The organism is Bacillus sp. EKM202B, assembly GCF_011066025.1.
GTDB lineage: Bacteria > Bacillota > Bacilli > Bacillales > Bacillaceae_G > Bacillus_A > Bacillus_A toyonensis.
In genome coordinates, this window is record NZ_JAAMNK010000006.1 from 154,655 (window position 1) to 167,649 (window position 12,995).

A 12,995-nucleotide genomic window follows, 5' to 3' on the forward strand; every position below is an offset into this window, starting at 1 on the left:
CATTACGCCGATTAGATGGATAATTCTTTAGATAATTGATACATATCTTTATCGATTGTATGCTTTTGAGCTAACGCCTCGATAATGTCATGATCAACAAGTTTATTATCTTGAATACCTACACAGCGTCCACCTTTACCAGCAATTAACAACTCAACTGCTCTTGCGCCAAGACGACTTGCTAATACACGGTCTTGTGCACTTGGTGATCCACCACGTTGTACGTGACCTAATACAGTTACACGAGTATCAAAGTTTGTTGCTTCTTCAATATGCTTACCGATGTCAATTGCACTTCCAACACCTTCAGCTACAATGATAATACTGTGTTTTTTCCCACGTTCGCTACCGCGTTTTAGACGAGCGATTACATCATCCATGTCATACTCTTCTTCTGGAATTAAGATCGTTTCTGCACCATCAGCTAAACCAGCCCATAATGCGATGTCTCCAGCATGACGTCCCATTACTTCGATAACATATGTACGTTCATGAGATGTAGCTGTGTCACGGATTTTATCAATTGCATCAATAACAGTATTTAAAGCTGTATCGAAACCAATTGTGAAGTCTGTTCCAGGAATATCATTGTCGATTGTACCTGGTACACCAACACATGGGAATCCTTGTTCAGTTAATTTTTTAGCACCTTGGTAAGAGCCATCTCCACCAATAACAACAAGTCCTTCGATACCGTGTTTCTTTAATTGCTCGATACCTTTTAGTCGTACTTCTGGGTCTTTAAACTCAGGACATCTTGCTGTATATAATTTCGTACCACCGCGGTGGATAATATCGCCAACAGAACCAAGTTCTAATTTTTCAATGTGACCAGAAATTAATCCAGCGTATCCATGGTAAATACCATATACTTCAATATCATGGAAAATCGCTTTACGAACAACTGCACGAATGGCAGCATTCATACCAGGTGAATCTCCACCACTTGTTAATACACCAATACGTTTCATTTGTACTCACCTCATAAAGATTATTTGCCTTATAATAAAATAACACGAAAAAATATAAAAACACAATGGAGAAGATGTGTCTTTTCATAATAAAAACGTGCATTCGCGAAGAGGAACGCACGCTTTTCTTATTTTATCCCAATGGAAGCGTTTGAAAACGAAACTTGCCCAATTTTCATATATTTTTCATAACGTTTTTCGATTAATTCATCTTTCGAAATTCCGTTTAATTGTTCAAAAGTTTTTCTAATCATTAAGTCTATATTTTCTGACTGTTTTAAAAGATTACGGTGAGCTCCACCTTTTGCCTCTGGAATAATTTCATCAATTACACCTAATTCTTTCAAATCTGCTGCTGTAATTTTCATTGCTTCTGCAGCTTCCTTCGCTTTTCCTGCATCTTTCCAAAGAATTGCCGCTGCACCCTCTGGTGTAATAACAGAATAAGTGGAATTTTCTAGCATATGAATGTAATCTCCTACTCCAAGACCTAGCGCACCACCACTACCGCCTTCACCGATAACGATACAAATAACTGGTACCGTTAAACCTGCCATCTCAAATAGATTGCGGGCAATAGCTTCACTTTGTCCACGTTCTTCAGCTGCTTTACCAGGATAAGCTCCCTTCGTATCGATGAAACAAATAATAGGACGATTAAACTTTTCCGCTTGTTTCATGAGACGCAGTGCTTTTCGATACCCTTCTGGATGAGGCATCCCAAAATTACGACGAATATTTTCTTTCGTATCTTTTCCGCGCTGATGCCCAATTACAGTTACAGGCATCCCCTTATATTTCGCAATGCCGCCGACAATCGCTGCATCATCGCCAAATAGGCGATCTCCATGACATTCAAAAAAATCAGTAAATAAGTGCTCAATATAATCGAGCGTTGTCGGTCGTTCTGCATGACGAGCAATTTGCACACGGTCCCATACTTTCATATTGCCGTATATATCTTCCTCTAAATTTTCTAGCTTGTCTTCCAAAATACGAATCTCCTCACTGAAGTCCATCTGGCTGTTTTTCGTATAGTCTTTCAGTTCACGGATCTTATTTCTTAGCTCAACAACTGGTTTTTCAAATTCTAGCTCTGCCATACAGCCATTTCCCCTCCTTGATGAACTTCTAAAATCTTACGAAGTGATTCTTTCATATCATCACGATGCACAACCGCATCTAATTGACCATGGTCTAGTAAAAATTCTGCCGTTTGGAAATCTTCCGGTAGTTTCTCACGCACTGTTTGTTCAATTACACGTCTACCAGCAAATCCGATAAGTGCACCTGGCTCTGCAAGATTATAATCACCAAGTGAAGCAAAACTCGCTGAAACCCCGCCCGTCGTTGGGTGAGTCATAACAGAAATAAATAACCCTCCTGCATTACTATGCTTTTTCAAAGCTACGCTTGTTTTTGCCATTTGCATTAAACTTAATATACCTTCTTGCATACGGGCACCACCCGAAGCAGTAAAGATAATAAATGGAACTTGTAAGTCGTATGCCTTTTCAACCGCACGGGCAATTTTTTCTCCTACAACAGAGCCCATGCTCCCCATTCGAAAACGAGAATCCATTACTGCAACAACAACAAGCATGTCATCAATTGTTCCTTCACCAGTTACAACCGCTTCATTCAATTCAGTCTTCTTACGATCGTTCTCTAATTTCTCTTCATATCCCGGAAACTCGAGTGGATTTAATGAAACCATTTCTTTGTCATACTCACGGAATGACCCTTCGTCCAATATACTATCAAGGCGCTCCCATGCATTCATAGGATGATGATATCCACAGTTCACACATACTTTTAAATTTTTCAGAAGTTCTTTCGTATACATGATTTTTTTACATTTCGGACATTTTGTCATAACGCCATCTGGTACATCTTTTCGTACTTGTTCTGAAGGTATTGCAGCATACTTTTTCTTTTTCACGAATAAATCTCTTAGCACAATTTGACCCCCTTCGTTGAGAGCTAAGGTTAGCGTAAGAAGAAAATGGGGCTAACACCAATGTTTGATGTTAGCCTTATCTTCTCAATCTGTCTAATAACCTCTCTCTTTACGTTTAACTTTAACCGCTATGCGGTAGAATGTTTGTCATAACGTGTCATGGTCATTTCGACAAATTTTATACATTACGAGTGAAACTGTATATTCTCTACTAATTCATCGTAAATTTTTAGTGCATCATTTTCTTGTTTTTCTTCCAAAGTAGCATAAAGCTTTCTATACATATCGATAGAATCTCCTGAAACTTTACAAGAAAGAGTTGCTACGTAATCATTTACGATCATCCAAATGCGATATAGTAAATAATTATCGACTTGTTCAATTAGTGTTTTAAAGAACGTTTGGTGAAGCATTGGAATCGAACTTTCATTTTCTTCAAGCACTTTCTGTAATCTACTTAGCACTTTAGAAAATGTTTCTTTCGGTAAATTACATACAATTCGAATCATATCTTTCTCAAGCAATCGTTTTGTTTGTAATAAATCACGAATTGTTTTCTCATCTTGCAATAGAAACGGAGCAATTAGTTGTACAAGACCGTTATCGTAAAAGTTTCGAATAAACGTCCCTTCACCACGTCTCGTTTCAATTAACCCTACCAGTTCTAAAGCACGCAATGCTTCTCTTACAGATGAGCGTCCTACGTTTAAGCGTGAACTTAGCTCCCGCTCAGACGGCAAACGATCCCCTGCTACCAATCCATCCTCTTCCATAATGGAACGGATTTTTTTTACAATTTCGAGATATACTTTTGTATTTGATGATGTCAATGGAAATTCCTCGCTTATTCTTTACCAATCAGCGCTAATTGTTTTGTTTTCTCAGCAACTTCATTTGGATCTACTTGACGACGAGCTACTCCTGTCTCCATTGCTGCTTTCGCAACGTAAGCTGCCACTCGAGGCGCTACACGCGCGTCAAACGGTGCCGGAATGATATAGTCTGCATTCAACTCATCTTCTGCTACAAGCTCAGCAATAGCCTGTACAGCTGCCATCTTCATTTCTTCGTTAATTTGTGTCGCATGTACGTCAAGTGCACCGCGGAAAATACCAGGGAACGCTAGTACATTATTTACTTGGTTCGGGAAGTCAGAACGACCTGTTCCAACAACAGCTGCGCCCGCTGCTTTTGCCAATTCTGGCATAATTTCCGGAACCGGATTCGCCATTGCAAAAATAATCGCATTGTCATTCATAGTACGAACCATCTCTTCTGTTAATGCACCTTCTGCAGATACACCAATGAATACGTCCGCACCTTGTACAACATCAGCTAAAGAACCTTCTATACGATTCTTATTTGTATATTTTGCAACTTCATCTTTCACTGGATTCATACCAGTAGGACGACCATCATAGATTGCACCTTTACGGTCACACATAATAATGTCGCGTACTCCATAGCGATATAAAAGTTTAATAATTGCAATACCTGCTGCACCTGCGCCATTTGCGACAACTTTAATGTCAGACATTTTCTTTCCAACTAATTTCAGCGCATTCACAAGGCCCGCTACTGTTACGATAGCTGTTCCGTGTTGATCATCATGGAAGATAGGAATATTTGTTTCTTTCTTCAAACGTTCTTCAATAATGAAGCAGTTTGGTGCTGCGATATCTTCTAAGTTAACGCCGCCAAAAGTTGGCTCCATTAATTTTACAGTTTCAACAATTTTATCTACATCGTTTGTATTTAAGGCGATTGGGAATGCATCTACACCAGCAAAGCTCTTGAATAATACAGCTTTACCTTCCATTACTGGAAGAGATGCTTCAGGTCCAATGTTACCAAGACCGAGTACAGCCGTTCCATCCGTCACAACTGCTACCATATTTCCCTTCATCGTATATTCATATACCTTACTTTTATCGTCATAAATTTCTTTACAAGGCTCTGCAACCCCTGGAGAATATGCAAGACTTAAATCTTTTGCATTTTCTACTTTTACTTTTGATACAGTTTCTAATTTTCCTTGATGCACTTTATGCATGTGAAGTGCTTCTTCACGAAGTGTTGACAAACTATCCACTCTCCTCAAATTATTCTAGCTGGTATCAATTTCTCCAAGTGGTCTGACCACGAACACTACTACTATAATAATCGAAGTGTAGGGAAATTGTCCATTATATTTTCACAACTACATTCTCTTCCCCGACAATTTCACGAAGTGTTCCTAAGCATTTTTCACTTGGATGAATCGATAAACTTCGAGATAATTGTACCATTTTATGTTCCTTTTCATAATAAATTAGTACTTTCGCAAAACCCGAATAGTCAAACAATATTTTTGTAACCTGATTCAAAAGCTTTTTTTCATACTGAGACGGCAATTTCACGTAAACAGATGCATCTTTCTTTTCTTCATAAACATCCATTTCTTCTAACGGATATAGTCCGTTTACAATCCATTGCAGCTTATGATTTCTTAGCTCAATCGTACCGTCAACTAAAACAATTGCCCCTTCTTGTAACTTGTCTGAGAAATGTATATACGTGTCCGGGAAAACAACCGCTTCCATTTCATCATTTTGATCACAGAATGTAATAAACGCCATCTTTTGCAATTTTTTCGTACGAATGACTCTCACACTTGTTATATACACGATAGCCCTTTGTACTTTTTTCTTATTTCGCATCGCCTGAGCGAGAGATGGAATTTCTAATTCTTTTGCTAACTTCACATACTGCGCTGTCGGATAGCTTGATAAATAAAAGCCAAGTGCTTCCTTCTCTTTATTTAACTGTTCAATAAAAGAGAGCTCTTCTCCTTGTACATATTTTGATTTTGGAACAGCATCCCCTAAATCACGGGCAAGATTTGCGTACTCTAACGCTCCTTTAAGGCTTTTCCATAAATTCGTTCTCGAAATACCAAAATCGTCAAAACATCCCGACCAGACGAACGCCTCTAAATTTCGTTCTGTTACAAACTTCGCTGGCATACGAAGACAAAATTCAAATAAATCCTCAAACATTTTGCTCTCTCGTTCTTCTAACAATGCCGTCACTGTAGCCATTCCGATATTTCGAATTGAAAGTAAGCTGTAACGTATCGCATTCCCTTCTATTTGGAAGTTGTAACCACTCTTCTGAAGTGACGGTGGCAAAACGTGGAAACCTTTCCGCTTCGTTTCTCGTATATACTGCACAATCTTATCTTCATTTCCAATTGCACTTGATAATAATGCTGTCATAAATTCCAATGTATAATTCGCTTTTAAGTAGGCAAGCTGATATCCGATCATACTGTAAGCTACAGCGTGACTTCGGTTAAAACCGTAATTCGCAAATCTTACAATTAAATCGTAAATTTTATCTGCTGATGTCTCATTGTATCCGTTTCGCAAACAACCTTGCACGAAATGCTGACGTTCCTGATCTAAAATATCACGATTTTTTTTACTCACTGCTCGGCGTAATAAATCCGCTTCTCCGAGCGAAAATCCTGCTAACTTCGATGCAATTTGCATAATTTGTTCTTGGTATACAATTACACCGTATGTTCTTTCTAAAATCGGCTTTAAATCCGGATGTAAATATTCAATTTTTCTTTTTCCGTGCTTCGATTCAATAAAGGTTGGGATTTGCTCCATCGGTCCTGGTCTGTATAACGAGTTAACAGCGACAATGTCTTCAAACTCATTCGGTTTTAATCCGCGAAGTACATTTCGCATACCACCTGATTCAAGCTGGAATACCCCCGTTGTATCCCCTCTCCCTAGCAATTGGAACGTCTTTTCATCTTGGAGAGGTAAATTCCTTATATCAATTTCTTTCCCCGTTTTTTTCACAATAAACTTTATAATATTTTCAAGTAACGTTAAATTACGTAAGCCTAAAAAGTCCATCTTGAGCAACCCGAGTTCTTCTAATGCATCAGCAGGATATTGCGTAACATAAACATCGTTATGTCCTTCTTGAATTGCTACACTACCTGTTAACGGTTCTTGACTCATAATAACGCCAGCGGCATGAATAGACGTATGACGAGGTAAGCCTTCTACACGTTTTGCAATTTCAAACACACGCTCATGAAGAAGATTCCCTTGTATAAACTCACGGAGTGATTGTGATTCTTCATATGCATCTTTTAACGTTATACCAAGCTTTGATGGAATAAGTTTTGAAAATATGTCAATGTCTCGCGGCGGAAGCCCCATTACACGAGCAATATCTCTAATTGCTGCTTTCGCTGCAAGCGTCCCAAACGTTACAATTTGCGCCACGCGGAGCTGACCATACTTATCTTTCACATATCGGATCATCTCATCACGTCTTATATCTGGAAAATCGATATCAATGTCCGGAAGGGTCACACGTTCGGGATTTAAAAATCTTTCAAATAACAAATCGTATTCAATCGGATCAATATCTGTAATTTCTAATACGTACGAAACGAGTGAGCCAGCTGCCGATCCACGGCCTGGTCCTGTTAAAATATGATTTTCATGTGCATACTTCATAAAGTCCCATACGATGAGAAAATAATCACTAAATCCCATACTAGAAATGACGTTTAGTTCATGATTCAAACGCTTTATATGCACTTCTTTTGGCGTACCATAACGTTTATGCAAGCCTTCTTCACAAACACGGCGTAAGTAAGTATCATTCGTCTCGTTAGATGGAACAGGAAATTTCGGTAATTGATTTACATGAAACGGTATTTCTACTTTACAACGTTCTGCAATTTTTACAGTGTTGTAAATCGCCTCTTCCGTGTGAGAAAATAGTGCTTCCATTTCATCCGATGACTTTAAATAATATTGATCTGTCTTCAGCCTCGGCCTGTCTGGATCAGTCATTTTCGTTCCACTTTCAACTGATAGTAAACATTCGTGAACGAGCGCGTCACTTTGATTAATATAGCGCACATCATTTGTTGCAACGACTGGGACATTTACCTTACTAATAAATTCAGGTAATTTTTCTTGCAGGAGCAGTTCATCTTGAATCGCATGATGCTGCAAACTCATATAAAAATTATCGAACATATTTTGATATGTACAAGCTACTTCTTCCGCCTGATCCTCTTTGTCTTCTAATAATAATTGTTCAATTTCCCCATCTTTACCTGGTGAAATAGCAATTAATCCTTTCGCATAATGCGCAAGCCACTTCTTCGGAATACCCTCTTTTGACTTCGTCATAATGCTACTAGAAATCTTTAATAAATTTTGATAGCCTATTTCATCTTCAGCAAGTAAGACGAGCGGATAAGACTTTTCTTCTTCTTCACTAAAAATAGAAGCTGTTAAGCCGATAATAGGCTGTATACCATGTTTCTTACATGCTTTATAAAACGGAATAACGCCATACATAACATTTTCATCCGTAATAGCCAACGATGAAAAACCAAGCTCTTTCGCCCTGACTACAAGCTCATCAATTTTACAAGCACTTTTTAATAAACTAAAAACGGTTTGACATTGTAAATGCACAAACTTCACTGTTGTACCCTCTCTTTACCTATTTGACTACTTTCATTATAGGTGATGAGGAAAGCGGAAATCAAAACATACTTCTCATACTTTGTCCATATATATGAAGAAGAAAGGGGAATGACGATGGATGTAAGAGAACATACTTTTTTCTCTCTGCTTATTATTAGTTATTTTATTGCCTTTGGGGTTATACTTGGCGGTTCATTAATTGGTGGATTTGGTGCGTTTCTTATCGGAAAACCAGCTCTAACTTACATTAATCAATTCGCCCAAAATTTAAGAATTTGGGCACTCGTTGCAGCAATCGGCGGAACATTCGATACCTTTTATAGCTTTGAAAGAAGTTTCTTTGGCGGAGATATGAAAGATATCGTAAAACAAATTCTCCTTATTTTTTTCGCAACTGGCGGTATGCAAACAGGTCTTATTATTATTAAATGGCTAACGCAGGAACATGTATGAGAGTGCCAAGTGCCAATACAGCAAAAAGATGGTACTTAGTTTTAGCTGGTGCTGCTGTTGGAGGCGTGTTAAGCTGGTTTATTTTTTTGTACATATACGGTGTTTTTCAAGAAGAACAAGCTAGTAAAATAGCAGAACAAAGAGAAATTATAGAAAAACAAGAAGCAAAGCTCCACGTCCTTCTCGAAGATCAAGAAAAGTTGAACACAGAAAATAAACGTCTCTTAACAATTCAAGAGATTAAAATAAAAATAATAAATCGAGAAAAATATGATTTAGACAATCTAACACTCGAAAATATGACCACTTCTATCCATAATGACCTCCAGCATCTTTTAACGAAAAACATTCAAAGTATCGCAAAAAATAAAGACCTACTCAAAAAAGCAATCGAAAACAAAACGTACAAACATTACGATCGTATATACCGCTTTAAAGTCGATACAATTTCTTTTGATACTGTACTTGAAATTAGTATTGATATAGAGAAAGAAAAATAAAGAAGGAGGGCTTAAGCGCCGCTCCTTCTTTTCGTTTTAACATATACTCTCTTATTTACAAATATCACGTAAATCAGCAAACAGACGATCCGCTTCTTCCCAAGAAGATGCTTTTGCACCAGAAGCCATCGGATGTCCTCCGCCGTTATATTGCATTGCTAATTTATTTATAACTGGCCCTTTTGAACGAAGGCGAACACGAATTACATCGTCTTCCTCTAAAAATAGAACCCATGCCTTTAATCCGTCAATATTACCAAGAGCTCCAACAACACCAGATGCTTCAGAAGGAAGTACATCAAATTCTTCTAATACTTCTTTCGTTAATTTAATGTAAGCTGCTCCTTCTTCTACCATCGTAAATTTTTGTAAAATATAGCCATTTAAACGAGCGATTTTTTCTTTTGTCTTATACATTTCATTGTATAAATCTGTGAATTTCACACCCATATCAACAAGCTCACTTACGTAAAGGAGTGTTTTTGCTGTTGTATTCGGGAATAAGAAACGACCTGTATCCCCAACAATCCCTGCTAAAATAAGGCGAGCTGCTTCTTTTGTTATTTTTAATCCTTTATCTTTTCCATAGTTATAAAACTCATAAATCATTTCACTTGTAGAACTTGCTGTCGTATCTACCCACGTAATATCTCCGTACGGATCTTCATTTGGATGATGATCAATTTTGATTAACATCTTCCCTTTTGTATAGCGTTGATCGTCAACACGTTCTTGGTTCGCAGTATCACAAACGATAACAAGTGCATTTTCGTATACGCTATCTTCAATATTATCCATTACTCGTAAGTATGCTAGTGACGGTTCATTGTACCCAACCGTATAAATATTTTTCTCTGGAAACGATTCTTGCAAAATCGTACCAAGACCGCCTTGTGAACCTAACGCATCTGGATCCGGACGCACATGACGATGAATAATAATTGTCTCAAATTCTTTAATTGCTCCTAAAATTTGCTCATGCATATGTATAATCTCCTTTTTATTCAACTTCTTCACTTTATCCTCCATTATAACGGAAAGTATTTCATACATGCGAACAATTGCTTTATAATAAAAATTAGAAAGTTTAGATATTTCTTTTTTCTTCACTATAATTTTTCACAAAGCGATGGGAGTGTGCATTATGCCAGTATTAGTCTTCTGTATTATCGTCTCATTTATGTTGTACCTCTTCTACAAAACAAAATACTTTCGTACAAACCGCCCAATGGAAAAAGGTTGGCTCTCAGGAAAATCCGCAATGGCACTCGGTTCATTCGTCTTATTCTTCGGGATAAACCAATTCTTTTTAGAACTTTCAACCGCTCGTATGATCGTCGGTGTTTTATTCGTTCTATTTGGTAGTGCGAGTGCATTTAATGGATTTCGCCAATATAAACATTTCTTTCCATTAGCAGTTAAAGAAGCAGAAGCTTATGAAGCAACGTAAAAAAGCATCACCATTGTGATGCTTTTTTACGTCCTCTACTTTTTAAAATCATATATGCAACAAACGCAGAAGGTATATTAAATAGGTTGCCTTGCACATGAAAATGTAATTGTTCCTCTTCAAAAGACATTTTTTCATATAGTTCTCGCTGAGATAATCCTGTACGTTTCCTTTTTTCATGTAAACCTTGTAAATATAAATATTGGATCGGTATCATTACAAGAAAGTAAAATAGTGCGATACCACCAAAGAAGATTATTTCTGATGACATATTGCATACCGCCTCCTCAAAATCCATTTTCTTACAATATAATTGTAACATAGTCTACCATCTAAATAAATTAATATTCTGTCATTTAATATTATATAAATCACTCTCTACATAAAAAAAGATGGAACAAATCAAAACGATTTGTTCCATCTTTTTATTTATCAATCAATTGCACCATAAGTAATGCTTTTCCAACAACATTACCTTCATGGTGTACTTCTACATCAACCTTACCAAATTTACGGCCAATTTCTAATACTTTCGGATGAACGGATACAACATTATCAATCTGAACCGGCTTTACAAAATAAATTGTTAAGTTCTCAACAATTGAATCACTCTTCTTCTGAGCACGAATGACACGGTTTGTTGCTTCTGTCACAATTGTTGTAAATACACCGTAAGATAATGTTCCGATTGAATTCGTCATTTGTGGTGTCACTGAAAATTGATACAAATGCTCATTTTTTGCTTCTTTCGGCGTCATAAATTGATTCGTTACAATATCATCAATCGTTTCACCAACTTGTGGTTGACGCTGAATCATCTGTAATGCCTGAAGTACATCTTGACGACTAATGATACCTTGCAATTTATTTCCATCTTCCACAACAGGAAGTAATTCAATACCTTCCCATACCATCATACGCGCTGCAGCTGCGACAGACATCTTTCCATTTACCGTAATAGGGTGTTTCGTCATCACTTTATCAATTGGTGTATCTTTCGCAACACCAATCATATCTTTCGAAGTTACGATACCTAACACCTTTTTATTTTCATCCACAATTGGATAACGTCCATGCATCGTCTCTTCATTGTACTCATGCCATTTCTGCACGATATCACTAGGCTTTAAATATAGTGTTTCTTCAATCGGTGTTAAAATATCTTCAACGAGTACAATTTCTTTCTTAATAAGTTGATCATAAATCGCGCGGTTAATTAACGTTGCGACCGTAAATGTATCATAGCTACTGGAAATAATCGGCAACTTCAATTCGTCTGCTAACTTTTTCACATGCTCTTCTGTATCAAATCCACCTGTAATTAATACAGCGGCCCCTGTTTCTAATGCTAATTGATGTGCATTCGTACGGTTCCCGATGATAAGCAAGTTCCCCGCTTCTGTATAGCGCATCATCGCTTCTAATTTCATAGCCCCGATTACGAATTTATTTAATGTTTTATGTAGTCCTTCTCTGCCTCCAAGTACTTGACCATCGACAATGTTAACGACTTCTGCATATGTTAGTTTTTCGATATTCTCTTTCTTCTTTTGTTCAATTCGAATTGTTCCGACACGTTCAATTGTACTAACATATCCTTTATTTTCTGCATCTTTAATCGCACGGTAAGCTGTCCCTTCACTTACACTCAAATCTTTCGCAATTTGCCTTACAGAAATTTTATGCCCTACCGGTAGGCTATTAATATGTTCTAAAATTTGATTATGTTTGGTAGCCAAATGGTTTCACCATACTTTCTTTTCCCTAAATTCTTCATGTGTTGTATTCCCAGTATACTATATTTTCAAAACTGTTACACTCTCTCTTTGTATATCTGTACTATTTTTTTTATAACAAAATGACCCTTACATTCCACTAGTCATTCCATTACAACAATGTAATGCTATTGTCATCTCGTTCGATAGTTCGTCCACACACTTCCATATACAATTAAGACAAGAAATGAAACAAAGGAGCGAATACATGATGAAAAAAATTTTAGAGGTTATAGGCGCAGTATTTTTAGCTTGTGTAGATGGGAAAAAAGTTGCAATGGATTTGAATGAAACTCCTGAACAGCCGCGTTCAAAAAGAGAAGAGTCAACTAAACAAATACAGACTTTAAAAGCTGTACTACACGCATAA

At 37.2% G+C, this 12,995-nt stretch carries 13 protein-coding genes; 4 read left to right on the top strand and 9 right to left on the bottom strand.

Annotated features, from left to right (window positions below; translation table 11 throughout):
* Positions 1-11: 11 nt before the first annotated feature.
* The 6 genes from pfkA to dnaE all read right to left on the bottom strand — a co-directional run bounded on the left by pfkA (position 12) and on the right by dnaE (position 8,444).
* A complete protein-coding gene (gene pfkA / locus G9F74_RS10375; protein WP_000821156.1) occupies positions 12-971 on the bottom strand; it encodes a 6-phosphofructokinase in 960 nt (319 codons plus the stop codon).
* Between the two features lie 128 nt (positions 972-1,099).
* Positions 1,100-2,074: an acetyl-CoA carboxylase carboxyl transferase subunit alpha gene (gene accA / locus G9F74_RS10380; protein ID WP_000818790.1), complete on the bottom strand. Its 975-nt coding sequence runs from the start codon at positions 2,072-2,074 to the stop codon at positions 1,100-1,102.
* Entirely contained in the window at positions 2,062-2,931 is an 870-nt protein-coding gene (gene accD / locus G9F74_RS10385; protein WP_000942864.1) for an acetyl-CoA carboxylase, carboxyltransferase subunit beta, read from the bottom strand. The genes accA and accD overlap by 13 nt, the downstream gene beginning before the upstream one ends.
* Before the next feature lie 185 nt (positions 2,932-3,116).
* Positions 3,117-3,761: a FadR/GntR family transcriptional regulator gene (locus G9F74_RS10390; RefSeq protein ID WP_000204451.1), complete on the bottom strand. Its 645-nt coding sequence runs from the start codon at positions 3,759-3,761 to the stop codon at positions 3,117-3,119.
* A gap of 14 nt (positions 3,762-3,775) precedes the next feature.
* On the bottom strand, positions 3,776-4,984 hold the full coding sequence (gene ystJ, locus G9F74_RS10395) for an NADP-dependent malic enzyme (protein WP_162148121.1): 1,209 nt from the start codon (positions 4,982-4,984) through the stop codon (positions 3,776-3,778).
* A 133-nt stretch (positions 4,985-5,117) separates the two neighbouring features.
* On the bottom strand, positions 5,118-8,444 hold the full coding sequence (gene dnaE / locus G9F74_RS10400; RefSeq protein ID WP_016109179.1) for a DNA polymerase III subunit alpha: 3,327 nt from the start codon (positions 8,442-8,444) through the stop codon (positions 5,118-5,120).
* A gap of 42 nt (positions 8,445-8,486) precedes the next feature.
* Between dnaE and G9F74_RS10405 the strand changes: the two genes are divergently transcribed.
* Together G9F74_RS10405 and ytrI are read left to right on the top strand one after the other, a co-directional pair.
* A complete protein-coding gene (locus tag G9F74_RS10405) occupies positions 8,487-8,900 on the top strand; it encodes a YtrH family sporulation protein (RefSeq protein ID WP_002034291.1) in 414 nt (137 codons plus the stop codon).
* A complete protein-coding gene (gene ytrI, locus G9F74_RS10410) occupies positions 8,897-9,400 on the top strand; it encodes a sporulation membrane protein YtrI (RefSeq protein ID WP_001265733.1) in 504 nt (167 codons plus the stop codon). Before G9F74_RS10405 ends, ytrI begins: the two co-directional genes overlap by 4 nt.
* A gap of 51 nt (positions 9,401-9,451) precedes the next feature.
* Here the strand turns inward: ytrI and G9F74_RS10415 are convergent, their stop codons facing one another.
* Positions 9,452-10,384, bottom strand: coding sequence for a DHH family phosphoesterase (locus tag G9F74_RS10415; protein ID WP_016109180.1), 933 nt, complete (start codon positions 10,382-10,384; stop codon positions 9,452-9,454).
* Positions 10,385-10,544: 160 nt separating this feature from the next.
* Between G9F74_RS10415 and G9F74_RS10420 the strand changes: the two genes are divergently transcribed.
* Positions 10,545-10,850 carry a YtpI family protein gene (locus tag G9F74_RS10420; protein WP_001144779.1) on the top strand — a complete coding sequence of 102 codons (306 nt, stop codon included), beginning with the start codon at positions 10,545-10,547 and terminating at the stop codon, positions 10,848-10,850.
* 7 nt (positions 10,851-10,857) lie between these two features.
* Here the strand turns inward: G9F74_RS10420 and G9F74_RS10425 are convergent, their stop codons facing one another.
* Together G9F74_RS10425 and G9F74_RS10430 are read right to left on the bottom strand one after the other, a co-directional pair.
* The gene (locus G9F74_RS10425) at positions 10,858-11,121 is read right to left on the bottom strand and encodes a DUF3949 domain-containing protein (RefSeq protein WP_000093555.1); all 264 of its coding nucleotides are present in this window, start codon (positions 11,119-11,121) and stop codon (positions 10,858-10,860) included.
* Between the two features lie 154 nt (positions 11,122-11,275).
* Complete coding sequence (locus G9F74_RS10430; protein ID WP_000201581.1) at positions 11,276-12,589, bottom strand: DRTGG domain-containing protein; 1,314 nt, start codon at positions 12,587-12,589, stop codon at positions 11,276-11,278.
* A 244-nt stretch (positions 12,590-12,833) separates the two neighbouring features.
* Here G9F74_RS10430 and G9F74_RS10435 point away from each other — a divergent pair, with 244 nt between their 5' ends.
* Positions 12,834-12,995, top strand: coding sequence for a hypothetical protein (locus tag G9F74_RS10435; RefSeq protein WP_000976100.1), 162 nt, complete (start codon positions 12,834-12,836; stop codon positions 12,993-12,995).